Genomic DNA, 24,667 nt, shown 5'->3' with positions numbered 1-24,667 from the left:
CTCCGGTATGAATATGAAGGCGCCAGCAGACTGGCGCCTTTATGGGTCAACTCCTCACAGGAGCCGAATGTGAAAGACTTACTTAAGTTTCTGAAAGCGCAACATAAGACCGAAGAATTTGATGCTATCAAAATCGGTCTTGCTTCACCTGACATGATTCGTTCATGGTCTTTTGGTGAAGTTAAAAAGCCAGAAACCATCAACTACCGTACCTTTAAGCCTGAACGTGACGGTCTTTTCTGTGCACGTATTTTTGGCCCGGTAAAAGACTACGAATGTCTTTGTGGCAAGTACAAACGCCTAAAGCACCGTGGTGTTATTTGTGAAAAATGTGGTGTTGAAGTTACTCAGACTAAAGTACGCCGTGAGCGTATGGGTCACATTGAGCTTGCTTCACCAGTTGCACACATCTGGTTCTTAAAATCACTGCCATCTCGTATCGGTCTGTTAATGGACATGCCTCTACGTGATATCGAGCGTGTACTTTACTTCGAATCTTACGTAGTAATTGAACCAGGCATGACCAACCTTGAGCGTAGCCAACTGCTTTCAGAAGAGCAGTACTTGGATGCACTTGAAGAGTGGGGCGACGAATTTGACGCTAAGATGGGCGCAGAAGCGGTTAAAGCACTATTGGCCAATATGGACCTAAATGCTGAAATCGATCTTATGCGTGAAGAATTAGAAGAAACTAATTCTGAAACCAAGCGTAAAAAACTAACCAAGCGTCTTAAGCTTGTAGAAGCATTTTTACTTTCAGGAAACAATCCAGAGTGGATGATCCTGTCTGTACTACCAGTTCTACCGCCGGATCTACGTCCGTTGGTACCGCTAGATGGTGGTCGTTTCGCTACTTCAGATCTGAATGATCTGTACCGTCGCGTAATTAACCGTAACAACCGTCTTAAGCGTCTACTGGATCTAGCAGCACCTGATATTATCGTACGTAACGAAAAGCGTATGCTTCAGGAATCTGTTGATGCATTGCTTGATAATGGTCGTCGTGGCCGCGCTATCACTGGCTCTAACAAGCGTCCTCTGAAATCTTTGGCTGATATGATCAAAGGTAAGCAGGGTCGTTTCCGTCAGAACCTTCTTGGTAAGCGTGTTGACTACTCTGGTCGTTCTGTTATCACCGTAGGTCCATACCTGCGTTTGCATCAGTGTGGTCTTCCTAAGAAGATGGCACTAGAGCTATTTAAACCATTCATCTACGGTAAGCTAGAAGCTCGTGGTCTTGCGACTACAATCAAAGCTGCTAAGAAGATGGTTGAGCGTGAAGAAGCTGTTGTTTGGGATATTCTAGACGAAGTTATTCGCGAACACCCAGTAATGCTAAACCGTGCACCAACATTGCACCGTTTGGGTATTCAGGCATTTGAACCAGTACTAATCGAAGGTAAAGCGATTCAGCTTCACCCACTAGTGTGTGCGGCATATAACGCCGACTTCGATGGTGACCAGATGGCGGTACACGTACCTCTAACTCTGGAAGCACAGCTTGAAGCTCGTGCACTAATGATGTCTACCAATAACATCCTATCTCCAGCGTCCGGTGATCCTATCATCGTACCTTCTCAGGATGTTGTATTGGGTCTTTACTACATGACGCGTGAGAAAATCAACGCGAAGGGTGAAGGCATGTACCTAGCTGGACCTGCAGAAGCAGAGAAAGCTTACCGTACTAAGAATGCAGAGCTACATGCTCGCGTTAAAGTTCGTATTACTGAGCACGCTTATGATGAGCAAGGCAACTTGTCTTCAGAAACAGCGCTAGTAGATACAACTGTTGGTCGTGCAATTTTATGGCAGATCGTTCCTAAAGGTCTTCCGTACAGCCTTGTAAACACTGAAGCACTAGGTAAGAAGCAAATCTCTACCCTATTGAACACGTGTTACCGTAAATTGGGCATGAAAGAGACAGTAGTCTTTGCTGACCAAATTATGTACACAGGTTTTGCATACGCAGCACTTTCTGGTGTTTCTGTTGGTATCGACGACATGTTGATCCCTGACGCTAAGTACACCAAGATTGCAGAAGCGGAAGCAGAAGTTGCAGAAATTCAAGAGCAGTTCCAATCTGGTCTTGTAACTGCCGGCGAACGTTACAACAAAGTTATCGATATCTGGGCAACTGCCAATGAGCAAGTTGCTAAAGCGATGATGGATAACTTGTCTTTCGATACTGTTATTAACCGTGACGGTAAAGAAGAGCAGCAGAAATCGTTTAACAGCGTATACATGATGGCCGATTCTGGTGCTCGTGGTTCTGCAGCACAGATTCGTCAGCTAGCAGGTATGCGTGGTTTGATGGCTAAGCCAGATGGCTCAATCATCGAAACACCGATCACAGCGAACTTCCGTGAAGGTCTGAACGTACTACAGTACTTCATCTCTACTCACGGTGCTCGTAAGGGTCTTGCGGATACGGCACTTAAGACTGCTAACTCCGGTTACCTAACACGTCGTCTAGTAGATGTTGCACAAGATGTTGTAATCACTGCTGATGATTGTGGTACGCACGCTGGTATCACCATGACTCCTCTTATCGAGGGTGGTGATGTTAAAGAGCAACTTGGTGATCGAGTTCTTGGTCGTGTTGTTGCTGAAGATGTTCTTAAGCCTGGTACTGATGAAGTTCTTGCTCCACGTAACACGCTTCTTGATGAGAAGTGGTGTGACATCCTGGAAGACAACTCAGTTGACCAAGTTAAAGTACGTTCAGTAGTAACGTGTGAGAATGACTTCGGTTGTTGTAAGTTCTGTTACGGTCGCGATCTAGCGCGTGGTCACTTGATTAATACTGGTGAAGCAGTTGGCGTTGTCGCTGCACAGTCAATCGGTGAACCAGGTACACAGCTAACGATGCGTACGTTCCACATCGGTGGTGCGGCATCTCGTGCAGCAGCAGAAAACAACATCCAGGTTAAGAGCACTGGTTCAATGCGTCTTCACAATGCGAAGTTCGTTACTAACAGCGAAAGCAAGCTAGTAATTACTTCTCGTGCGTCAGTAATGACCATCATTGATGAATTCGGTCGTACTAAAGAAAGCTACAAGCTTCCTTACGGTTCGATTTTGAGCAAAGGTGACGGCGATTCAGTTGTACAGGGTGATACTGTAGCTAACTGGGACCCGCACACAATGCCAATCATCACTGAAGTGGCTGGTCGTGTTCAGTTCGTTGACTTTATCGATGGTGTAACTGTTTCTCGTCAAACTGATGAGCTAACAGGTCTGTCTTCTATCGTTATTCTAGATGCTGCAGAGCGTACTAGTGCCGGTAAAGATATGCGTCCAACGGTTAAGCTAGTTGACGACAAAGGTAACGATGTAATGATCCCTGGTACTGAAATGCCAGCTCAATACTTCCTACCTGGTAAGGCGATTGTTCAACTTGAAGATAGCGCTCTTGTTGGCATCGGTGACATCTTATCGCGTATTCCTCAGGAATCAGGCGGTACTCGAGATATCACGGGTGGTCTACCACGAGTTGCTGACTTATTCGAAGCACGTAAGCCTAAAGAGCCTGCAATCCTAGCGGAAATCACAGGTGCTGTTTCTTTCGGTAAAGAAACTAAAGGTAAGCGTCGTTTGATCATCACTCCAAGTGAAGGTCAACCATACGAAGAGATGATCCACAAGTGGCGTCAACTTAACGTATTCGAAGGCGAAAAAGTTGAATGTGGCGATGTAATCGCAGATGGTCCAGAAGCTCCGCACGATATCTTGCGTCTACGTGGTGTCCACGCAGTTGCTGAGTACATCGTAAACGAGGTTCAGGAAGTATACCGTCTACAAGGCGTTAAGATTAATGATAAGCACATTGAGACTATCATTCGTCAGATGCTACGTAAGGTTACTATCGTTAAAGCTGGTGATTCAGAATTCCTACCTGGTGAACAGGTTGAGTTCTCTCGTGTGAATATTGCGAACCGTCAGCTAGAAGCTGATGGTAAAGAAATCGTAACATTCAGCCGTGACCTATTAGGTATCACGAAAGCATCGCTTGCAACTGAGTCGTTCATCTCTGCTGCGTCGTTCCAGGAAACAACTCGCGTACTTACAGAAGCTGCTGTTTCTGGTAAACGTGATGAGTTACGTGGTCTGAAAGAAAACGTAATCGTTGGTCGTCTAATTCCAGCGGGTACAGGTTTCTCTTACCACCAGCGTCGTCAGAACGAACGTAATGCTGAGTTAGAGCCAGTAGCACCTCAGGTTGATGCAGAACAAGCATCTCAAGACCTAGCTGCACTACTTAACGCAGGCCTAAGCGACGATTAATTATTGTTGTTTAGTGTTAGCTAAAAAAGGCATCCTTCGGGGTGCCTTTTTTGTTTTTGGCCGTGTCTAGCGATTTCAAAAGAGAACCACTCTTCTATCAAACACTATCCTTGAACTCGACTCCCATTGGTATTCTCAATGGCCAGATAATTAATGGAATTGGTATAATTTTGCAAATTGATAAATAGAGTCATTATTGCTTGAGGGAGTGGTGTACACAGTGTTTCAGCGAGAGGGGAAATGAGTGCTGGTGGTAAAAAGTCATGCCAAGAAACAGCGTATAAGCTGCTTCTTAGTGTTTAGTTGTTAGAGCAGAGTTTGATTAAGCGCCTGGTGGGCACGCTAAGCTTTCGCTAATTAACTCAATTAGGCTATCTTCAAGACCAAATCGAAGTTCTAGCAATTCACCAATTGAAGATAGGTCTTGGTCTAAATCTGTCAGCGTACTTTCTTCGGCGATATCGCTATAACGATCGGTGAAATTAAGAATCGGATCGGTTGTCTGAGTGATGCTCGCGTAAAGCCGTGAAATATCTTCTGTCGGTGAATATCCTGCCGTATTCCACTTTTCCATGACCATATCGTAGATTTTGAAATGACCTGCTGAAATATAATCGACAACTTGTTGGCAAAAGAGTTGTAACTGTGTAGAGGTAGGTAGCTGGCGTGTATTGCTTTCGAAAGGGGGGAGACCGGCCAATTTACAGTAGTCGATCAGTAATTGCTGCCGGGACACCAGCCAGTGATCGATAACATCACTCGTACCGCCCCACTGTTGTTGAACTTGCTCAAATTTACTTAACATGACCATACCCTCATGATCTATTTGCACTATGACGATATTGGTTAAAAATAGGTATTACAAAATACGTATTTCAAAACAAAGGCGACTCAGTACAATTACTGATGAATCTCTTTAAAAAGAGAGCCTTTTTATACGGACTTAAAATCCGTTATGTAGTTAGATTGCCAGTAAAATCGGTACCCTGCAAGGATGGATGTAACATTGATGTTAAATAAACGAGAATTAGCTTATTGGTGTGTGGTAAATGATCGCAAATTATATCTATTAGATAATGCGATTCCACTATTGGAAAAGTCAGAATTAATATTTAATACCGACTCAGCACGAGTAATTGGTGAATATTTAGATCACCCAGTTTACTGGCTAGATGTCAATAATTGTTCGCATGGTAATGATTTTTATACGCAAAGAGAATTATTAGGTATCGATCAGACGTTGTTTGATTTAGCCGGAAGGGCAACTCAGCTTTCTCATATGTTGCATACACAAAGCTTTTGTTCTGTTTGTGGTGGAGCGGCGGTATTGGCGGGCGATCAATTTGCAATGGTATGCCAACAATGTAGTAATGCGCAGTACCCTCGAGTATCGCCTTGTATTATTGTGGCTGTGCGCAAAAACGATCAAATATTATTGGCACAGCACCCTCGGCATAAATCAGGAATATATACGGTTATTGCCGGTTTTGTTGAGGCTGGTGAAACATTAGAACAATGTGTTGCGCGGGAAGTTGAAGAAGAGACAGGCATTCAGGTGAACAATATTCGCTATTTTTCGAGCCAGCCTTGGGCATTTCCTTCTAACATTATGATGGCGTTTTTAGCTGATTATGAAAGCGGTGAACTAAAACCTGATTATGAAGAATTGAGTGATGCGATTTGGGCAAAGGCGACTGAGCTACCTGCAATCGCTCCTAAAGGCACGATTGCACGAGTGCTTATCGATGAGACACTTGATCTAATGAAAGGCACTAAACATATATAAGAACCTTTAAAACAAGGGATTCGGTTCGATGAGTGGAATTCACGATGCGCTAATTATAACTATTCACGAGTCGAGTTTGTTTTAAACTTCATACTGAGTCGAAAATAGTGTTTCAAATTTGTTGTAATAAACATGATCGGCTTAACAATCAGGCTCTTTTGTTGTAGTCGATGAGTGATACAATACGCCCCAGAATTTATCCATGGAGTTTCGAATGAGCGAATTAAAGAATGACCGCTACCTACGTGCGTTATTAAAGCAGCCGGTAGATTGCACACCAGTATGGATGATGCGTCAGGCTGGCCGTTACTTGCCAGAATACCGTGCGACACGTAGCGTTGCTGGTGACTTTATGTCGCTATGTAAGAACGCGGAACTAGCGAGTGAAGTAACGCTTCAACCACTACGTCGTTTTCCTTTGGATGCAGCGATTCTCTTCTCCGATATTTTAACTATTCCTGATGCTATGGGATTAGGTTTGTATTTTGAAGCGGGTGAAGGGCCTAAATTTGAGCGTCCGATTACCTGTAAAGCGGATGTAGATAAGATCGGTTTACCTGATCCGGAAGGCGAATTACAGTATGTAATGAATGCAGTACGTCAAATCCGAAAAGATCTGCAAGGTGAAGTACCACTAATTGGCTTCTCTGGTAGCCCATGGACCTTAGCGACTTACATGGTTGAAGGTGGTAGTTCTAAAGCCTTCACTAAGATCAAGAAAATGATGTATGCAGAACCTGCAACGCTACATTTACTTCTTGATAAGCTAGCAGATAGCGTTGTTGAATACTTGAATGCGCAAATCAAAGCGGGTGCGCAATCTGTTATGGTGTTTGATACTTGGGGCGGTGTACTAACGCCGAGTGACTATAACGAGTTCTCGCTACGTTATATGCATAAAATCGTTGATGGTCTGATCCGTGAAAACGATGGACGTCGTGTTCCTGTTACGCTATTCACTAAAAATGGCGGTATGTGGTTAGAGCAAATTGCAGCAACAGGCTGTGATGCAATCGGCCTTGATTGGACGATTAATATTGCTGATGCTAATCGTCGAGTAGGAGACAAAGTTGCCCTTCAAGGCAATATGGATCCATCAATTCTATATGCACAACCAGAGCGTATTCGCCAAGAAGTCGCGACGATTCTTGAAGGTTACGGTGATGAAGGTACAGGCCATGTCTTTAACCTTGGCCATGGCATTCACTTAGATGTGCCGCCTGAAAATGCAGGTGTGTTCGTTGATGCTGTGCATGAGCTGTCTAAGCCGTATCACAAGTAATACGGCATATTTAATGTTTTGAGATAGAGCCCACGTGACTTATTACGTGGGTTTTTTTGTGCTTAGTTTTTATCATTTGTTACTTCTATCTGCTGTTTATCTAAATGTTGGTGTACATACTCTCTGATGTATGGCACAACATCTTCTTCAAACCATGGGTTCTTCTTTAACCATAGTGTATTGCGTGGTGAAGGGTGTGGCATCGGAATATACCGAGGTGCCCACTGACGCCAAGCACGCACGGTTTCAGTAAGTGTCTTGGGCTTATTATTAAGATAATAGTTTTGCGCGTATTGCCCAATGACTAATGTCATGCCGATATTGGGTAATAAGGGCAAGACTTGCTGATGCCACTGTGGTGCGCATTCTGGTCGCGGCGGTAAATCGCCCGATTTTCCTTTTCCGGGGTAGCACAGTCCCATCGGCATGATGGCGATTTGTTGTGGGTCATAGAAGGTTTCTGAGTCTAAATCGAGCCAGCGACGTAGCCGTTCACCGCTTGGGTCATTCCATGGAATACCCGTTTCATGCACTTTGGTACCAGGTGCTTGACCAATGATCATCAGCTTTGCTTGTGAATGTGCTTGAATGATCGGGCGTGGCCCTGCAAGAAGATGATCCTTGCAGATCTCGCAGTGTCGCATCTGATCGAGCATGTTATCAAGATGTTTCGCCATACTGTAAGCCTCAATACCCTTTGTCAAAATCAACTTTGCAATGTAATGGTTGATTGGCAATAAAACGTAAATAGTTATCTTGGAAAATATCGAATACTTGTTCAGGAAAGCTTTCGGCAGCGATATGAGGCGTAACCGTAATTTTTTCATGTCTCCAGAAGGGATGATTTTGTGCGAGTGGCTCTTGATTGAAAACGTCCAGAAAAGCATGTTGAACTGAGCTTTTATCTATCGCATCCAATAACCCATGCTCACACACTGCATTACCACGCCCTACATTGAACAGTAAAACGTTATTACAGTGCGTCAAAGTACCCGCATTAAGCAGTTGGTCTGTGTTAAGTGTGGCAGGCAAGGTAGAAACAACAATTGTCGCCATAGCCAGGGCATCTGTCAGGTTGGATAAAGAATAAACCTGATCAAATGCAGTTGTATCGGATATACCCGATCGATTAACGCCTATTACTTTAATGCCGAGTGTGCTTGCTACCTGAGCTAAATGGCTACCGATAGAACCTGTGCCTAATATCACCATGGTTTGGCTAGTTAAAGAGCAATAAGGCTGTGGCTGCCATACACCCGCGTGTTGTTGCGTGTGATAAAGGCTGAAATGACGTGTGTGATTAAGTGTTAACCCGATAACATATTCTGCAATGAGTTGACCAAAATGCCCTCGAATGTTGGTCAATTGATAGTCTTGACGCAACTCGGGTTTAATTAGTGCATCAATACCCGCAAAGGTGGACTGCAGCCAGCGTAGTGCAGGGTAGTCATCTAATTGCCGGGCGATCTTGGGAGGATCTGCTAATATTATCGAGGCTTGCTTGGGATCATCGGTGATTTCCAAGCTTGGTAATTGTGCTTGTTTGATTAATTGACGATAGGTCGCTTGTTGTCGAGATACAATCAGTACTTTGTTCATCGCTTTTCCTTTTGTGCGGGCGAGTTATGCATTAAACTCCCTTGCAAATCACTATCGTAGATTATCCCATGCTTAAGAATCCTGTTCAGCTTCGCGTCGAAAAACTAGAACCATGGCAACACCTTACTTTTATGGTCTCACTGTGTGAGCGTATGTACCCGAATTTTGCTTTATTTTGTGAAGAAACGAAATTTGCAGAAGCGCAAAAATACCGTGTGATTGTAGACAGTATTTGGGAAATCTTGACGGTTAAGAGTGCCAAAATCAACTTTGAAGGTCAGCTAGAAAGATTAGAAGACTTGGTGCCAAGTGCTGCTGATTATGATCTTTATGCGGTACACCCTGCGATTGATGCTTGTGTTGCATTGGCTGATCTACTGCATGCGATGTTAGATCGTGATCTAATGCTTGAGACACTAGAAAAGATCAGTAGCTTATCTGCAGAAACGGTTGCTGATCTTGAGTTTGCTCAAACGGGTATTGAGATAACAAACGAAAACCAAAAAGATAACGAAGCCGTTTGTGAAGAATGGGATGTCCAGTGGGCTATTTTCCGTGCACTAAAAGAAGCTGAACGACGTGATATCGAGTTGATTAAAAGCTTACGTGAAGAATTACGTGATGAGCAAGTCAGCAACATTGGTATTGCGCTGTAAACCACGATAGTCATGAACGAGTGACTGAGCAATATTTAAAAAAGGAGCCTTATGGCTCCTTTTTTACATCTGGTAAAGAAGGATTGAAGCGCAATAAAAGATGATTCATGCCGGGGAAATCACCTTAGTGCAAACTTGTTAATAGCTAGTTAAGTGTAATATTCCAACCTGTAACATTAAAAGCAGTTTAATCGACTAGTTTCTGGTTCTTATTTGTTCCAATCAACTTATTTAATATTGTTACTTGAATTGTGATCGTAAAGGCGTTTATAACTGGAGGTAATCGATGAGGCATTGCCTTGTCATCTTAACTATTAATTACGTCATTACTTGTCGTGTAGGAATGAGCATGAAAGCATCCGCTTTTTTGAAAACCGTAAATAACAACAGCTACCTTGCTGTTGGTATTCGCGTGCTCCTCTTACTCTCTCTGAAACTCATTCGGGGCTGACAGGCTATATCTTTTTTCTGTCGGCTTGTGAAGAAGCTGGCAGGGTAATATTCTACATTCAAGCTCCCTCCTAGTTTCCTCCAAGCTTAAACAAACAGCTGTATCGAGGAACATTATGTCTACCAACGTATTAACCGGGCGCAATATCGCAGCCTTAGGATTCATGACTTTTGCCATGTATTTAGGGGCTGGGAACTTGATCTTCCCGCCATTCTTGGGGTTTCAAGCCGGTGAACATTTCCTATCGGGCATGACGGGTTTCCTGTTAACCGGGGTGGGGCTGCCTGCGTTAGCGTTGATTATCGTCGCTTTGGTGAAAGGTTCAGATAACCTGACTGCGGCTTTACCTCGTCCGCTCGCGACTAGCTTTTGGGTGATGGTGTTCATCGTGATTGGACCTGCATTTGTTATTCCCCGTGCCATCACGGTGGCGTATCAGTTCAGCTTTGCGCCATTTATTGGTGGTGACGTGTTGGTGCCGTTTTCAATCGCGTTCTGTGTTATTACGATCTTGTTCTCATTGTTTCCGGGGAAATTGGTCGACACCATTGGTAAATGGCTAACCCCTGTTTTATTGGCTATTTTAGCTGTTATGGCAGCTTTTGCGTTTTTGTTTCCTGCAGGTCAAGTGATGCAGGCGAAAGGTCCGTATGTTGATGGAGCGTTGGCAGAAGGCCTGACCCAAGGCTACATGACGATGGATGCTTTGGGCTCGATTGGGTTTGGTTGGGTAATTTTCCGCGCGATCAAAAGTATGGGGGTGGAATGTCCGAAAGCCACTGCCAAATATACCTTCATTGCAGCAGTGATGTATGCAACTGCGATGGCTGCGGTATACATGTCGCTGGCTTACATCGGTTCAACCAGTGCTGATTTAGGAACAGATTTCACCAATGGTGGTGAGATCTTGACGGCATTTACCAATCACCATTTTGGTGTGTTCGGCACCATGTTGCTGGGTTTAGTGATGATATTGGCATGTTTAACGACCGCTATCGGTGTGACTACTGCGGGCAGTGAGTTTTACAACCGTACCTTCTCTTCAGTGTCGTACAGTCGTAGTGTGTGGGTAACGATGATTTTGGCGGGTTTAGTTGCCAATGTGGGCTTGGATCAGTTATTGGCCGTGACATTACCCGTTGTTGTTGCGTTACACCCGATTGCTATTGCGTTGTTGATGATTGCGCCACTGCGTCATCGTGTGGCACCGGTTGCAGTATTAATGACGGTGGCGATAGCCTTGATTTTTGGTTGTTTCGATGCCGCGCATATCTTGGGTAGCATGCCGGAAACATGGGATGTTTGGTTTACGCAATATGTGCCGCTGTATCATTATTACGCAGGGTGGATTGTTCCTACGATCGTGATGCTGGTGGCTGGTTTGGTAGTGACACGTATTATCAAGCAGCCTGTAGCTGCTGTCGTGAATGCTTAACGGATAAAAAAAGGGACCTTAGCGGTCCCTTCTGTATGCACTGTTAAGCATGTGTGTGAAATTATTCCTCGTCTTTACTTTCAATCACGCCGTGCTGTTTTTTCCATTTTTCCCAGCGTTGGTAGGCCAGTTGCTGCATGTCAGTATTTTTATCGGCTTCATCGACAATTTCTTCGCCCACTAAGCTTTCAAAAATATCCTCTAGCGTGACTAGCCCCTGAACGGTACCGTATTCATCAACCACGAGAATAAGCTGAGAGTGCTCTATCATCAGTCGTTCAAATGCTTGTGGTACGCTCATGTTGTTCATTACAACTGGGAGCGGGCGCATCATGGCACCTAATTCTTTATTACCATTACCAGCTTGGCTTTCTGCAAATAACTCTAGGCGATGAACGAAACCTAAAATATTGTCTTTTTGTTCGCTATATACCAATGGGCGAGAAAAAGGGCTCTCTTTATGCTTTGATAAAAATGTATTGATTGACTGCTCAGCTTCAACGCGGAAAAGAACAGGGCGAGGTGTCATGATTTTAGTCACGCTCACATCTCGAAACTGCAGTATATTCGTCAGAATCTTAGACTCACCTTCTGCTAATTCACCTGATTCTTTCGCTAACATTGCCATTGCTGATAATTCATCGCGTAATTTGGGTTGCACATGACCATGGGCTAAACGACGTGTGATTTGCTCTGATACCCAAACAAAAGGGGTTAATGCCCACACCATCCAATTAAGAATCGTTGACGCTGCCGGTGCCATTTGACGCCAGTAGGTTGCCCCGAGAGTTTTTGGAATAATCTCAGAAAATAGCAGAATACCGAAGGTTAATACGGCAGAAAAAACACCGAGCCACTCACTACCAAATACGACCGTTGCTTGGGCACCTGCTGTTGCTGCACCCACGGTATGGGCAATCGTATTTAGCGTTAAAATAGATGCCAATGGACGGTCAATATTCTCTTTTAAGGCAGCTAAACGGGGTGCCGCAGGGTGGTTTTGCTGGCGTAATGAACCAATATACGTTGGTGAAATACTAAGTAAAACCGCTTCTAAAACCGAGCAAATAAACGAAACACCAATAGCAATTGTGATGTAAATCGTAAGGAGGATCATGCAAACCTGTCAGTGATAAATATAGATAGACCTATATTAAGCGGTGTTGAGAGGAAGAAATACAACTATTTCACTAATGAGATTTGTAATGTTTTGTGAACTTGCGCTCAGTTTATGGTTAAAGAGTCCGCATATAGCCACATGATAGCTGACAAACCTTTGCCACACGGGCTTATTTTGAATTAGAGTTGTGGCGTCTGAAGAACATAAACCTTAGAGGGGAAACCAAATGAACAAGACTCAACTAATTGACCTGATCGCAGAAAAAGCAGATCTATCAAAAGCGCAAGCTAAGCTAGCTTTGGAATCAACTCTTGAGGGCATTACTGGCGCGCTTAAAGAAGGCGATCAAGTTCAACTAATTGGCTTTGGTACATTTAAAGTAAATCACCGTGCAGCACGTACTGGTCGTAACCCACAGACTGGTCAAGAAATTCAAATTGCAGCAGCAAATGTTCCTGCATTTGTTTCAGGTAAAGCACTGAAAGATGCACTGAAGTAATCTATACTCCGCCAGGTAATATTATCTGGCGGTGTTTTCTTTTATGAAGCTTTTAGTTCCTCTGTTTTCTTTCCTTCTTCTAACTGGCTGTGTGGCTAGTTCTGTTCCTGAAAATCCTATCGCACCTATTCAAACTATCTCTGGTGGTGAAATCTCTGGCGATACGACATCACTCTATTGGTACTCTCACCGACAAAAGCGCGCGATTCAATTATCAGAAGTGTTAATCGTGGGCGATGCTAGTCAATATCAATCTGATTATCGTTGGCGAGAAGGCAAGTTGCGCGAGATGAAACGCCAAGGCACGCAATTACATGACGATGGATTAAAGTCGTTCACAATGCATGTGCGTTACGACACTGAAGGTAATGCTGTATTCCAGCGTTATACGGTGGCAGATACGGTATTACCATTATCTGATGCTCAACTGACTGAATTAAAGATTCAAGCCAATACTGCGATTGATCTGGTGAAAAACCAAAATAAGCAAGGTAAGTCATTAATTCAGGGGCGATGGGCTGGCAATCGTTTTATGCGCTGTGGTGACAATAGAGAGCTTGAAGTCGCTTTTCAGCCAACATTGTCAGATTCAATGTTGAAGCAAGTACAAGCACAATCCCAAGATGGTTTTATGGCTGTGAACGGAAAAATACAGAAGAAAGCGTTGATAGCAGAACAACTGTTGTTGTTAAAAGGTAATACTCAGCATTGTATTTACCCACCGAAATTATTGGATGAGTAATACTTCATTGGCTGTTAAGAGCATATAAAAAAACGCGCTGACATATCAGCGCGTTTTTTATTGATACAACGATGTGAATAATACCTAAGATGTTTACAGAAAATCACTCAGGTTTCATTCTGTACCGAGCATATAGTTATGCTTCTAGCTCGCGTGCAATCGCACGGTAGCCGATGTCATCACGGTGGAACATGCCATCCCATGATATTTGTTTAGTAAGCGCGTAGGCACGTTTCTGGGCGTCAGAAACGCTATCACCCATTGCTGTTGCACATAAAACACGACCACCGTTAGTCACGATAGCGCCATTGTTACTGGCTGTACCGGCTTGGAATACTTTTTCACCGGCAACGTCTTGCTGTGGCAGCCCTGAAATAATTGCGCCTTTCGCGTAATCGGCAGGGTAACCACCAGCGGCTAAAACAATCCCCATCGCAGCACGTGGATCCCACTTCGATTCAACGGTATCCAGTTTCTGGTCAATAGCTGCAAGGCATAATTCAACAAGATCAGACTGTAGGCGTAACATGATTGGTTGTGTTTCAGGATCACCAAAACGGCAGTTGTACTCAATCACTTTTGGTGTGCCATCGGCCATCACCATCAAGCCGGCATATAAGAAGCCAGTATAAGGTGTGTTTTCTGCTGCCATACCGCGCACGGTTGGGTAGATAACCTCTTCCATGACACGATCATGAATCGCTTGGGTAACAACAGGTGCTGGAGAGTATGCGCCCATGCCTCCAGTGTTAGGGCCTGTATCGCCATTGCCAACACGTTTGTGATCTTGGCTGGTGGCCATAGGTAGTACATTTTTACCATCGACCATTACGATGAAACTGGCTTCTTCACCGTCGAGGAATTCTTCAATCACCACACGGTGACCAGCCTCGCCAAATGCATTTCCTGCAAGCATGTCGCGCACTGCGTTTTCTGCTTCTTGTAATGTCATCGCAACGATAACGCCTTTACCTGCTGCTAAACCATCAGCTTTAACAACAATCGGAGCACCTTTTTCTTGTAGGTAAGCTAAAGCGGGTTCAATTTCAGTGAAGTTTTGGTATTCAGCGGTAGGGATGTCATGGCGAGCAAGAAAGTCTTTAGTAAATGCTTTTGAGCCTTCAAGCTGAGCAGCTGCTTGTGTTGGACCAAAAATAGCTAACCCTGCCGCACGGAATGCATCAACAACACCAATAACAAGAGGTGCTTCAGGGCCAACAATGGTTAGGTCTATCGCGTTTTCTTTGGCAAAAGCGACTAATGCTTCGATGTCTTCAACACCAATAGCAACATTTTCGACTTTAGGTTCAAGAGCAGTACCAGGGTTACCTGGAGCAACGAAAATAGTGTTTACGTCTGCAGATTGTGCCGTTTTCCACGCGAGTGCATGTTCACGACCACCATTACCAATAATAAGAACTTTCATCGTAATTCTTCCCTAATGTTCAATGTACTTACTAAATAGAGAAGCCCCTGATGTTAATCAGAGGCATAGTATTCGTTTAAACAGGCCAGCGAAATGCACTGGCCTTTTTTGCTATGTGCAACTTAGTGGCGGAAGTGACGCATGCCAGTAAATAGCATTGCCATGCCGTGTTCATCGGCTGCTGCGATAACTTCATTATCACGCATAGAACCACCCGGCTGAATAACGCATTTAATGCCAGCTTCAGCAGCGGCGTCGATACCATCACGGAATGGGAAGAATGCATCCGATGCCATTACACAACCTTCAACTTGAAGGCCTTCGTCAGCGGCTTTAATACCTGCAATTTTTGCAGAGTAAACACGGCTCATTTGGCCAGCACCAACGCCAACAGTCATGTCACCCTTAGAGTAAACAATCGCATTAGATTTTACGTATTTTGCAACTTTCCAGCAGAACAATGCGTCTTTTAATTCTTCAGCGGTTGGTTGGCGCTTAGAAACCACGTTAAGGTCGTTAGCTGAGACCATGCCTTGGTCACGGTCTTGCACTAATAGGCCGCCATTAACGCGCTTAACGTCAAAGCCAGTGGTTTTAGTTGACCATTCACCGCACTCAAGTAGACGAAGGTTTTTCTTCGCCGCAATAATTTCAATTGCTTCTGCTGAAATTGAAGGGGCAATGATGACTTCAACAAATTGACGTTCAGTGATAGCTGTTGCTGTTGCCGCATCGAGTTGGCGGTTAAAAGCAATGATGCCACCAAAGGCTGATGTTGGGTCTGTTTGGTAAGCTCGATTGTACGCTTCAAGAACGTCTTTACCGAGTGCTACCCCACAAGGATTAGCATGTTTAACTATTACACATGCTGGCTCATCGAATTCTTTCACACACTCAAGTGCTGCGTCAGTATCGGCGATGTTGTTGTAAGATAACGCCTTACCTTGAATTTGGCGAGCAGTAGAGACTGACGCCTCTTCAGGGTTAGCTTCAACGTAGAAAGCAGCGGCTTGGTGGCTGTTTTCGCCATAGCGCATGTCTTGTTTCTTTTCGAACTGCTGGTTAAAAGTGCGTGGGAATTTGCTCTTGTTTTCAGGAGAAGGAGCATCACCGTCATCACCATACGATGGCACCATAGTACCGAAGTAGTTAGCAATCATACCGTCGTAAGCGGCAGTATGCTCGAAGGCTGCAATAGCAAGGTCAAAACGGGTCGCGTGAGTCAGTGAACCGTCATTCGCAGCCATTTCGGTTAATACGCGCTCATAGTCGTGCGCATTCACAATGATCGTGACGTCTTTGTGGTTCTTCGCAGCTGAACGCACCATTGTTGGCCCACCGATATCGATGTTCTCAACGGCATCAGCCAGGGTACAACCTTCTTTCGCGACTGTTTCAGCGAATGGGTATAAGTTAACAACAACCATATCGATTGGTGCAATACCATGTTCTGCCATGACTGCATCATCTTGACCACGACGACCAAGTACACCACCGTGTACTTTCGGATGCAGTGTTTTTACACGGCCATCCATCATTTCTGGGAAGCCAGTATATTCAGAAACTTCAGTTACTTTGATATTTTTCTCTGCAAGTAGACGAGCAGTACCGCCAGTAGAAAGAATCTCTACGCCACGGTTAGCAAGTGCTTGAGCGAATTCAACAATACCAGTTTTGTCTGACACGCTAATAAGCGCACGGTGAACAGGACGAGCGTTTTCCATTGCTACCATCTCTCTAAATACACGGTGAATAGGATATTTCCCAAAACAACTGCACGATGTCGGTAGTCTTGGGAAATATCCTCGGCTAAAATTGAAAAAGCCAAGCTTTCATTGAGCTGTAGAAGCATCTGTTGTACGTATTTTACATTAATTTCGGAGTGACGCAAACGTTTGCTCTTGGCTGTTTACTCTCTTTAACCTTGCTAAATCACAGAAGCACAGCGGAGTCGATATATGTATTTGATTGGGCAGCTCGCAAAATTATGCGGGGTAAGTAACGATACACTGCGGTTTTATGAAAAAAATGGCTTAATGAAGCCCGCAGGACGTAGCAATAGCGGTTATCGCTTATATAGTGAAGAAAACTTGTCGCGCATAAATTTTATTATTAGAGCGAAAGCAATTGGATTGAGCTTAGATGAAATTCGCGAGCTGTTGGGTATTCGACTAGAAGCCAGCCAGCATAGCTGCGCAGAGGTAAAAGCCATCACTCAAACGAAGTTGGATGAAGTTGATGTGAAAATCGCAGAATTAACGCGAATTCGAGTCGCATTGAAGAAACTCAATGATGCCTGTTGTGGTCATGCTGACGATGATGCCAGCCACTGCTCTATCCTTGAGGCGCTTGATGAGCGAGATTGCTGCTCTGCATTAGAGTAAATACATTATCGAGTACAAAGTGCGGCTTTTTCTATCATTCTTCCTCGGAAGACGTCGCTTCTTTGGCATTGCCAATGACATCTTTGGTGGTATCACGGAAAAAGTGGCCAGTTGCACGGGTGACATCGCGGGTGGTATGGCCGATTTCAGTAAAACCATCTTTAATCCCTTGCTTCTCTTGCGCTGAGCAGCCCATTAAAAGTACAGAGCTTAATGTGATACATAAAAGTTGCTTTTTCATACTGCCTCTTTGGATTCGTGAGATGAGTTAAATAAGATATTTTAATGTGACGAATATTTCACTAAAAATTTAATGATTAACGTGATCTTACTTTTCCATAGGGGATAGCTTGGGTGTATAAACTGTGATAGCTTCAAAGTCAGTCAATAAAAAATAAATGATAGGGAATATCATGTTGAATGTTAATGAATATTTTGAAGGCCAAGTGAAATCAATCGGTTTTGAAGCTCAAGGCGATCGAACGAGTGTTGGTGTTATGGCTGCTGGGGAATATACGTTTGGTACTGCTGCTCCCGAGCGAATGACTGTGGTTAAAGGCTCAATGGATGTGAAGCGACCTGGCCATGTAGAATGGGAAACATTCAATGCGGGGGATGATTTTGAAGTACCTGGCGATTCGTCATTCGAGGTAAAAATCACCTCATCGACGGCATACCTGTGTGACTACCTTTAATTTCTGGTGTTATATCGACTAAGTATAATACTTGGTATCGCATCATAAAAAGCTTCGTCTCTACGAAGCTTTTTTTACAGCCATCAAAAGATAAATGGTTATAAGTTGATGTTATATACATCAGGCAGATTCACGTTTCAGCAAAGTAGGGGAAAGAATCACCCTTTGTGCCGAACCTGCATTTTTCTTCATTCTTTCCAGTAAACGCAAGCCTGCTTGCTGACCGATTTCTTTAGCAGGTGAGGTAACAAAGGTTAATGATGGCTGAGTGAGTTCTGCTTCGGGTACATCATCAAAGCCGATCAATGCTACTTGCTGGCCAATGTAATTATCCTTGCCGACACTACGATTTACGCGGCGCACGCCGTAAATAGCACCCAGTGCTGTAGCAGGGCGGTGGCATAAGATAGCGGTGATTTTTGGCTGGTGGTTTAATAGGTACTGTACGGCTTCAGCGGCTTCTTTCTGTGAATTGCCACACTCAAGCACCCAATCATTCTTGAAGGGTAAGCCGTATTGCATCAAGGTTGTGCAATAGCCACCAATGCGTTCTGCGCGAGTCAGTGAATCGCTGCTTCCGCCAACATAGGCAATATGGCGGTGCCCCTGCTCAATCAGATATTGGGTTGCCATTTTAGAGGCCTGGCTATTATCAGGACCGATGTAATCAATATCGAACTCGACTGATGCACGAGCCACACATACGATCGGTACCTCGTGGGTCTCTGCCATGTCGATAATCGGTTGCGTGGAGCCTCTTACTGGGCTAAATGCAATGCCTGCGACGTTTTGCTGCACCATCGATTGAACACACTTTAAAAGCTTATCTGGTGAGTCGCCACACTGTGCTAAAAATAGCATATAGCCGTGTTTTTCTAGCTCTTCACTGATCCCAGCTGTAATTTCGGTATAAAAAGGATCTGTAATGTCGCGCAGGATCAAGCCGATCAAGTTTGATTGGTTTGATCTCAGGTTCGCCGCCGCTTTATTCCGCACATAGCCGAGCTCATCAATGGCCTTATTGACCTTTTTGATGGTGGATTCAGATATCCTTCCTTTATTACCTAATACCAGTGACACGGTAGATACCGAGACCCCCGCGTACTCTGCAACATCAGTGATTTTTATTTTTCGAGGGCTCATTAACAACAACTTATGGAATTTATTAGCACAGCTTAGGGTGCATTATAACGAAGTAAAACGTTATATCTATTTAACTATAACCTTATCAGGATCACAGTTTACATAATGTGTTTTACGTCGCGGTATTTACGTGATCAAAGTAACAATAATAGTAGGTAAAACGTTTTATCATTATTTTAGTGAATGAGTAAAGCGCTGGCAAAGATGGCTTATTAATCTATGTTGGCGTTTTTTTTGAAAATTTTGATAAAACGTTTTATCACATTGTACCTACAACAATAAAAAAAGGTTAGAGGTAGCCAATTATGTCTCAGACTTCCAAGAAAACTACACTTTGGGAATTTTTTCAAAGTCTCGGTAAAACCTTCATGTTGCCAGTCGCATTGCTTGCGTTCTCCGGTATCTTGTTGGGTGTCGGCAGTTCATTGTCTAGCAGCGCAGTAAAAGAAAGCATGCCATTGCTGGATAATATGGTGCTGCAGCTTATCTTCATGTGGATGACAAAAATTGGCTTAGTCGCCTTCATTTACTTGCCAGTGATGTTTGCTGTTGCGATTCCATTAGGCTTGGCACGTGAAGAAAAAGGCGTTGCCGCGTTCGCTGGTTTTGTTGGTTATGCGGCATTAAATTTATCGATTAACTTCTACCTGACAGTGGCTAATGTACTGGGTAACCCTGAACAGGAAGCTGCATATGGTGTGAAGTCGATTATTGGGATTGATTCGATTGATACCGGTATTCTCGGTGCGGTGATTGTCGGTATTATTGTTGCAAAACTGCATACGCGTTTTTATACCTATAAGATGCCTGATGCATTAGCATTCTTTGGCGGCGCCCGCTTTGTACCTATTATTACCACTCTTGTTTTAGGCGTTGTCGGTTTAGTTGTTCCCCTTATCTGGCCTTACTTTGCAGCCGGTATTAACGGTGTTGGTACGGCTATTTCCCATGCAGGCCCTTTTGGTCCGTTCTTATTTGGTACCGGTGAACGCCTATTATTGCCTGTTGGTTTGCACCATATTTTAGTGGCACTGGTTCGTTTCACTGAAGCGGGCGGCACGATGGATGTGTGTGGCGAGAGCGTTAGCGGCGCACTAAATATTTTCTACTCTGAGTTATCTTGTTCAACCACCGATGGTTTCTCTCCTACGGCAACAGCGTTCTTGTCGCAAGGTAAAATGCCAACATTCTTAGGTGGCTTACCGGGTGCCGCACTTGCTATGTATCACTGTGCTCGCCCCGAAAACCGCAGCAAAGTAAAAGCATTGTTGTTATCGGGTGTGGTGGCGTGTTGGGTTGGTGGTATTACTGAGCCGCTTGAGTTCTTGTTCCTATTTGTTGCGCCAGTTCTGTATTTCATTCATGCCATCTTAACGGGTTTCGGTTTCATGGTTATGGGGCTGTTAGATGTCACTATTGGTAATACCGATGGTAATATTATCGACTTCTTAATCTTTGGTGTACTGCAAGGTACAGCGACGAAGTGGTATGTGGTACCGGTTGTCGCGGCAATTTGGTTTGCGATGTATTACAGTATCTTCCGTTTCGCAATCACGCGCTTTAACCTTAAAACACCGGGTCGTGAAGTTGAAGTGCAAGACGAGTTGGCAGCAGCTGTAACAGGCGATAAAAACTTGGGTTACAAAGGCGATATTATTTTAGCAGCACTGGGCGGTGCAGATAATATTCTAGCGTTAGATAACTGCATTACGCGCCTGCGTATGTCGGTAAAAGATATGTCTTTAGTTAACGATGCAGTACTGAAAGCCAATGGTGCGTTAGGGGTCGTGAAGCTAGATGAGCATAATCTACAAGTGGTGATTGGACCGCAAGTTCATATGGTGAAAAATGAAATGCAAAGCTTAATGCCTGCATAAACGCGCCGACTTGTATTACGGGGAGCCTGGCTCCCCGTTTTTCTTTTCTGAATTTAAGGTTTGTTATGTTTGATTTTTCTACCACGGTGAATCGCTATGGTACGTATTGTACGCAGTGGGATTATGTCGAAGACCGGTTCGGTCAAGCTGATTTATTGCCGTTTACTATTTCTGATATGGATTTTGAAACTGCGCCATGTATTCAGCAAGCATTACAGCAACGTCTTGAACACGGTGTTTTAGGGTATAGCCGCTGGAATCATGATGATTTTAAGCTGGCGATAACTGGATGGTTTGATAAACGTTTTAATGTGCAGTTGCCTGTCGAATCGGTGGTTTACGGACCCTCGGTGATCTACATTATTTCTCAATTGGTGCAGATTTGGTCTGAGCAAGGCGACGGTGTGTTAGCACACACTCCGGCTTATGATGCCTTTGGCAATATGCTGAAGGCGAACCAACGTCAGTTGTTGGAAAGCCCATTATTAAAAACAGCTGAGGGTTATCAGATTGATTGGCCACAATTTGAAGCGCAGGCGGCATTGCCCCATTGCAAAATTTTATTATTGTGCAGCCCGCAAAACCCTACTGGACGGGTATGGACGAAGATAGAGCTGGAGCGAATGGCAGAAATTTGTCAGCGCCATAACATAAAAGTGATTTCTGATGATATTCATATGGATGTTGCGTATTCCTCATATATCCCTTGGTCTGAGGTTGCAATGGATAATGATTGGGCGCTGGTCACATCGGGTTCTAAATCCTTCAATATTCCCGCGCTGACGGGTTCCTATGCATTTATGCCTGATAAGGCAACACGTGAAGCCTTTTTACTGCAATTAAAGGCAGCGCACGGCTTATCTTCCCCGTCTATCTTGGGCGTTATTGGGCATATCGCAGCCTATCAACATGGTGATGAGTGGCTAGATGCATTGAAAGGCTATTTACATGCAAATCTAGAGTATGTCGCCGAGCGACTGAACTTGGAATTTCCAACTATTAACTATCAAGTACCTGACGGCACTTACTTAGCGTGGATCGATTTGAATTCACTGAATATCAATATGGATGAATTACAGCGCACTTTAATTAATGATCATAAAGTGGCCATTATGCGAGGTGATACTTATGGCTCTGCAGGTAAAGGGTACATCAGATTAAATGTGGGCTGTCCCCGCAGTAAAGTTGTAACAGGTGTGGCAGCGCTGATTACCGCATTGCAGACGATTCGGCAGTAATACATTTAAGTTATAAAAAATTGAATGTTAGTAAATACTTACCTACTTTTTATACGTTAGATTTAGCGTAGCTGAGAGTTGCTACGCTAAGTCTGTTGTTATGACTACCTACTGTTACTTTTTGGTTTAAGGTGTTACTTCAAACTGGGTGATTGAGGTTTTATTGGAGAGTTAACCTCGAGCATTCCAGTTGGTACTCGCTTCATTTGAGCCAGAGTGAGCCCAACCAATACCATACCCCCTCCAATGAGATGGTACTGACTAGGATGAACACCCAGCATCACAATACTCATACTGGCGGTAAATAACGGTACTAAATTCATGAACAAGGTTGAGCGTGCTGCACCAATTTGAGTTACCCCTTTTAGCCAGCACCATGGCGCAATAATTGAGGCAGCAAATGCGGCAAATGCGACCATAGGTAAGGCGCTAAGTGAAATGGCTGTTGTCTCGCTACTCAGCAATAAAGGCAGTTGAAGCAAGGCACCCAGAAATACTTGGCAATACACGGCGCACCAAGGTGTTAATGGTAGCTTCCAGCGATTCAGAAATACGGAATACAAAGCATAAGAAAGACTAGAAGCAAACATAAGCATGTCGCCTTGCTTTAACCCTTGTGTCAGTAATTGATTCGGGTTGCCTTCACTCAGCATGTATACCAAACCAATGAATGATATTAATGCCCCAATTAAGGTGTGGATTCGTAATTTCGTGCCTAGCAGGGGCACGGCGAGAAACAGACCAAATAAGGGCATTAGCGAAAGAAAAATCGCAATGTTTGTGGCGCTGGTGGTGTAAGCCGCGTAATACGCCAAGCTTTGGTTTAATACCATGCCGAGCGATGCCAGCACAGTTAGTTTTGTTAGGTGTGCTTTTATTTGCAGGCGTTGTCGATAAACGGTTGTAAGGCAGAAGGGTGTGAGCAACAGCAAAGCAAAAAACCAGCGATAAAATGCAATAGCCCCAGGCTCAATTGTGGCTGTTGCCATTTTACTAACCACGGCATTTGTCGCCCAAATGGCAACCGCTAAAATGGGAAATATAAAGCCGATAAACGGATAGTTAGCGTATCGACTCCCTGAGTGATGTTCAGTCATAGTAATTTTCTCTCATTGATGTAGGGGGATTACAAACTGTTAGGTAAAACGTTTTACCCAATGAGAGTGTTACATGGCGGGAGAGAACCTGATATGCCAAACCAGACAGTCAATTGACCGTGTCAGACAACGTACATGTGAACAAGGAGGAATGATGGATCAACGACAATTTATGCCCCAATTAGTTGAGCAATTGCCCACTGATGTCTTTATTCATTATTTCCATATCGCCGCAGGCACAGAAACCTTGCCCCATCATCATCGCTGGGGGCAGGTGCACCTTATTAAACATGGTGTACTAGAGATGGAAGTTGAAGGGCAGAAAATGGTGTCGCCTGCTGGGTACGCCATTTGGACACCTGCTAATGTGGTTCACCGAGCTTATAACCGTAAAGACATCGAATATTGTGCGATTAACATTAATCTGCACCTTGTGGCTCAGTTGCCCCAGCAAGCTTGCATGATTGCATTATCCCCTTTAGTGCAGGCAATTATCGATGATTTGGTGCATCGAGAAGTGGCGGCAGTTGATAACTATCAAGATCAATGCCTGACTGATGTTCTGATTGCTCGTCTAGCCTCTGCTAAGCGCATGGATAACTTCCTACCCACTACATCAGATACTTTGTTGAGTCCCATTCTAGCCTCTCTGGAGGCCGATCCTGCTGATACTCGCTCGTTAGGGGAATGGGCTAAACAGGTGTATTCCACCGAGCGTACATTAACCCGTCGTTTTCAGCGCGAGTTGAAGATGAGTTTTAATGAATGGCGACAGCGCTTAAAGGTGGTTCATGCTCTGCATTTATTGAAATTGCAGTATTCGATTAATGATGTCGCTTTTAGCCTTGGTTATAGCCAAGCCTCTTCATTTATAAAAATGTTTCGTCGTCAAACCGGTATGACACCAGAAGTTTACCGTTCGAAACTACTAACCCAGCAAGGCGAAAGGTAAA

The 24,667-nt window shown here is 44.1% G+C and carries 21 protein-coding genes; 12 read left to right on the top strand and 9 right to left on the bottom strand.

Annotated elements, in window-relative coordinates; translation table 11 throughout:
• Positions 1 to 69: 69 nt before the first annotated feature.
• The gene (gene rpoC / locus C9J47_RS25185; protein ID WP_107256585.1) at positions 70 to 4,284 is read left to right on the top strand and encodes a DNA-directed RNA polymerase subunit beta'; all 4,215 of its coding nucleotides are present in this window, start codon (positions 70 to 72) and stop codon (positions 4,282 to 4,284) included.
• A gap of 322 nt (positions 4,285 to 4,606) precedes the next feature.
• On the opposite strand, the gene rsd is transcribed toward rpoC, so the two are convergent.
• Positions 4,607 to 5,089: a sigma D regulator gene (gene rsd / locus C9J47_RS25180; RefSeq protein ID WP_107256583.1), complete on the bottom strand. Its 483-nt coding sequence runs from the start codon at positions 5,087 to 5,089 to the stop codon at positions 4,607 to 4,609.
• A gap of 204 nt (positions 5,090 to 5,293) precedes the next feature.
• Between rsd and nudC the strand changes: the two genes are divergently transcribed.
• Positions 5,294 to 6,070 carry an NAD(+) diphosphatase gene (gene nudC, locus C9J47_RS25175; RefSeq protein WP_170107580.1) on the top strand — a complete coding sequence of 259 codons (777 nt, stop codon included), beginning with the start codon at positions 5,294 to 5,296 and terminating at the stop codon, positions 6,068 to 6,070.
• Between the two features lie 214 nt (positions 6,071 to 6,284).
• Entirely contained in the window at positions 6,285 to 7,352 is a 1,068-nt protein-coding gene (gene hemE, locus C9J47_RS25170) for a uroporphyrinogen decarboxylase (protein WP_107244651.1), read from the top strand.
• Positions 7,353 to 7,414: 62 nt separating this feature from the next.
• On the opposite strand, the gene C9J47_RS25165 is transcribed toward hemE, so the two are convergent.
• Positions 7,415 to 8,029 carry a uracil-DNA glycosylase family protein gene (locus C9J47_RS25165; protein WP_107256579.1) on the bottom strand — a complete coding sequence of 205 codons (615 nt, stop codon included), beginning with the start codon at positions 8,027 to 8,029 and terminating at the stop codon, positions 7,415 to 7,417.
• 10 nt (positions 8,030 to 8,039) lie between these two features.
• Positions 8,040 to 8,951: a D-2-hydroxyacid dehydrogenase gene (locus tag C9J47_RS25160; RefSeq protein WP_107256577.1), complete on the bottom strand. Its 912-nt coding sequence runs from the start codon at positions 8,949 to 8,951 to the stop codon at positions 8,040 to 8,042.
• A 68-nt stretch (positions 8,952 to 9,019) separates the two neighbouring features.
• Between C9J47_RS25160 and C9J47_RS25155 the strand changes: the two genes are divergently transcribed.
• Both C9J47_RS25155 and brnQ read left to right on the top strand, forming a co-directional pair.
• Complete coding sequence (locus tag C9J47_RS25155; RefSeq protein WP_107256575.1) at positions 9,020 to 9,607, top strand: YjaG family protein; 588 nt, start codon at positions 9,020 to 9,022, stop codon at positions 9,605 to 9,607.
• A gap of 566 nt (positions 9,608 to 10,173) precedes the next feature.
• Entirely contained in the window at positions 10,174 to 11,493 is a 1,320-nt protein-coding gene (gene brnQ, locus C9J47_RS25150) for a branched-chain amino acid transport system II carrier protein (RefSeq protein WP_107256573.1), read from the top strand.
• A gap of 61 nt (positions 11,494 to 11,554) precedes the next feature.
• Here the strand turns inward: brnQ and C9J47_RS25145 are convergent, their stop codons facing one another.
• Positions 11,555 to 12,610, bottom strand: coding sequence for a CNNM domain-containing protein (locus C9J47_RS25145; RefSeq protein ID WP_107256571.1), 1,056 nt, complete (start codon positions 12,608 to 12,610; stop codon positions 11,555 to 11,557).
• 229 nt (positions 12,611 to 12,839) lie between these two features.
• Between C9J47_RS25145 and hupA the strand changes: the two genes are divergently transcribed.
• Together hupA and C9J47_RS25135 are read left to right on the top strand one after the other, a co-directional pair.
• The gene (gene hupA / locus C9J47_RS25140) at positions 12,840 to 13,112 is read left to right on the top strand and encodes a nucleoid-associated protein HU-alpha (RefSeq protein WP_006233750.1); all 273 of its coding nucleotides are present in this window, start codon (positions 12,840 to 12,842) and stop codon (positions 13,110 to 13,112) included.
• Between the two features lie 43 nt (positions 13,113 to 13,155).
• Entirely contained in the window at positions 13,156 to 13,854 is a 699-nt protein-coding gene (locus tag C9J47_RS25135; protein WP_107256569.1) for a DUF1481 domain-containing protein, read from the top strand.
• A gap of 136 nt (positions 13,855 to 13,990) precedes the next feature.
• On the opposite strand, the gene purD is transcribed toward C9J47_RS25135, so the two are convergent.
• Positions 13,991 to 15,280, bottom strand: coding sequence for a phosphoribosylamine--glycine ligase (gene purD, locus C9J47_RS25130; protein WP_107256567.1), 1,290 nt, complete (start codon positions 15,278 to 15,280; stop codon positions 13,991 to 13,993).
• A gap of 122 nt (positions 15,281 to 15,402) precedes the next feature.
• Positions 15,403 to 17,004 (bottom strand): bifunctional phosphoribosylaminoimidazolecarboxamide formyltransferase/IMP cyclohydrolase, encoded by a 1,602-nt coding sequence (purH, locus tag C9J47_RS25125; RefSeq protein WP_107256565.1) that lies wholly within the window; start codon positions 17,002 to 17,004, stop codon positions 15,403 to 15,405.
• Between the two features lie 234 nt (positions 17,005 to 17,238).
• Here purH and zntR point away from each other — a divergent pair, with 234 nt between their 5' ends.
• Complete coding sequence (zntR, locus tag C9J47_RS25120; protein ID WP_107256563.1) at positions 17,239 to 17,664, top strand: Zn(2+)-responsive transcriptional regulator; 426 nt, start codon at positions 17,239 to 17,241, stop codon at positions 17,662 to 17,664.
• A gap of 34 nt (positions 17,665 to 17,698) precedes the next feature.
• Here the strand turns inward: zntR and C9J47_RS25115 are convergent, their stop codons facing one another.
• Positions 17,699 to 17,905, bottom strand: a complete 207-nt coding sequence (locus C9J47_RS25115; RefSeq protein ID WP_107256561.1) for a hypothetical protein — start codon at positions 17,903 to 17,905, stop codon at positions 17,699 to 17,701.
• A 172-nt stretch (positions 17,906 to 18,077) separates the two neighbouring features.
• Between C9J47_RS25115 and ppnP the strand changes: the two genes are divergently transcribed.
• On the top strand, positions 18,078 to 18,359 hold the full coding sequence (gene ppnP / locus C9J47_RS25110; protein WP_041394556.1) for a pyrimidine/purine nucleoside phosphorylase: 282 nt from the start codon (positions 18,078 to 18,080) through the stop codon (positions 18,357 to 18,359).
• A 120-nt stretch (positions 18,360 to 18,479) separates the two neighbouring features.
• Here the strand turns inward: ppnP and malI are convergent, their stop codons facing one another.
• Positions 18,480 to 19,502, bottom strand: a complete 1,023-nt coding sequence (malI, locus tag C9J47_RS25105; RefSeq protein WP_107256559.1) for a Mal regulon transcriptional regulator MalI — start codon at positions 19,500 to 19,502, stop codon at positions 18,480 to 18,482.
• A gap of 305 nt (positions 19,503 to 19,807) precedes the next feature.
• On the opposite strand from malI, the gene malX reads away from it, so the two are divergent.
• Together malX and C9J47_RS25095 are read left to right on the top strand one after the other, a co-directional pair.
• On the top strand, positions 19,808 to 21,379 hold the full coding sequence (malX, locus tag C9J47_RS25100; protein ID WP_107256557.1) for a maltose/glucose-specific PTS transporter subunit IIBC: 1,572 nt from the start codon (positions 19,808 to 19,810) through the stop codon (positions 21,377 to 21,379).
• Between the two features lie 65 nt (positions 21,380 to 21,444).
• Complete coding sequence (locus C9J47_RS25095) at positions 21,445 to 22,617, top strand: MalY/PatB family protein (RefSeq protein ID WP_107256555.1); 1,173 nt, start codon at positions 21,445 to 21,447, stop codon at positions 22,615 to 22,617.
• A gap of 134 nt (positions 22,618 to 22,751) precedes the next feature.
• On the opposite strand, the gene C9J47_RS25090 is transcribed toward C9J47_RS25095, so the two are convergent.
• Positions 22,752 to 23,714, bottom strand: coding sequence for a DMT family transporter (locus tag C9J47_RS25090; protein ID WP_107256553.1), 963 nt, complete (start codon positions 23,712 to 23,714; stop codon positions 22,752 to 22,754).
• A 154-nt stretch (positions 23,715 to 23,868) separates the two neighbouring features.
• Between C9J47_RS25090 and C9J47_RS25085 the strand changes: the two genes are divergently transcribed.
• Positions 23,869 to 24,666: an AraC family transcriptional regulator gene (locus C9J47_RS25085; RefSeq protein WP_107256551.1), complete on the top strand. Its 798-nt coding sequence runs from the start codon at positions 23,869 to 23,871 to the stop codon at positions 24,664 to 24,666.
• Position 24,667 lies beyond the last annotated feature (1 nt).

The organism is Photobacterium indicum, from assembly GCF_003026215.1.
Classification (GTDB): Bacteria; Pseudomonadota; Gammaproteobacteria; order Enterobacterales; family Vibrionaceae; genus Photobacterium; species Photobacterium indicum.
The sequence above is the reverse complement of the archived record's forward strand: the minus strand, read 5'-3'. Positions and strand labels throughout refer to the sequence as shown.

Bases quoted from the DNA above. Each gene is read 5' to 3' on its own strand.
- rsd (WP_107256583.1), bottom strand. From the start codon at position 5,089: ATGTTAAGTAAATTTGAGCAAGTTCAACAACAGTGGGGCGGTACGAGT.
- nudC (WP_170107580.1), top strand. From the start codon at position 5,294: ATGTTAAATAAACGAGAATTAGCTTATTGGTGTGTGGTAAATGATCGC.
- hemE (WP_107244651.1), top strand. From the start codon at position 6,285: ATGAGCGAATTAAAGAATGACCGCTACCTACGTGCGTTATTAAAGCAG.
- C9J47_RS25165 (WP_107256579.1), bottom strand. From the start codon at position 8,029: ATGGCGAAACATCTTGATAACATGCTCGATCAGATGCGACACTGCGAG.
- C9J47_RS25160 (WP_107256577.1), bottom strand. From the start codon at position 8,951: ATGAACAAAGTACTGATTGTATCTCGACAACAAGCGACCTATCGTCAA.
- C9J47_RS25155 (WP_107256575.1), top strand. From the start codon at position 9,020: ATGCTTAAGAATCCTGTTCAGCTTCGCGTCGAAAAACTAGAACCATGG.
- brnQ (WP_107256573.1), top strand. From the start codon at position 10,174: ATGTCTACCAACGTATTAACCGGGCGCAATATCGCAGCCTTAGGATTC.
- C9J47_RS25145 (WP_107256571.1), bottom strand. From the start codon at position 12,610: ATGATCCTCCTTACGATTTACATCACAATTGCTATTGGTGTTTCGTTT.
- hupA (WP_006233750.1), top strand. From the start codon at position 12,840: ATGAACAAGACTCAACTAATTGACCTGATCGCAGAAAAAGCAGATCTA.
- C9J47_RS25135 (WP_107256569.1), top strand. From the start codon at position 13,156: ATGAAGCTTTTAGTTCCTCTGTTTTCTTTCCTTCTTCTAACTGGCTGT.
- purD (WP_107256567.1), bottom strand. From the start codon at position 15,280: ATGAAAGTTCTTATTATTGGTAATGGTGGTCGTGAACATGCACTCGCG.
- purH (WP_107256565.1), bottom strand. From the start codon at position 17,004: ATGGAAAACGCTCGTCCTGTTCACCGTGCGCTTATTAGCGTGTCAGAC.
- zntR (WP_107256563.1), top strand. From the start codon at position 17,239: ATGTATTTGATTGGGCAGCTCGCAAAATTATGCGGGGTAAGTAACGAT.
- C9J47_RS25115 (WP_107256561.1), bottom strand. From the start codon at position 17,905: ATGAAAAAGCAACTTTTATGTATCACATTAAGCTCTGTACTTTTAATG.
- ppnP (WP_041394556.1), top strand. From the start codon at position 18,078: ATGTTGAATGTTAATGAATATTTTGAAGGCCAAGTGAAATCAATCGGT.
- malI (WP_107256559.1), bottom strand. From the start codon at position 19,502: ATGAGCCCTCGAAAAATAAAAATCACTGATGTTGCAGAGTACGCGGGG.
- malX (WP_107256557.1), top strand. From the start codon at position 19,808: ATGTCTCAGACTTCCAAGAAAACTACACTTTGGGAATTTTTTCAAAGT.
- C9J47_RS25095 (WP_107256555.1), top strand. From the start codon at position 21,445: ATGTTTGATTTTTCTACCACGGTGAATCGCTATGGTACGTATTGTACG.
- C9J47_RS25090 (WP_107256553.1), bottom strand. From the start codon at position 23,714: ATGACTGAACATCACTCAGGGAGTCGATACGCTAACTATCCGTTTATC.
- C9J47_RS25085 (WP_107256551.1), top strand. From the start codon at position 23,869: ATGGATCAACGACAATTTATGCCCCAATTAGTTGAGCAATTGCCCACT.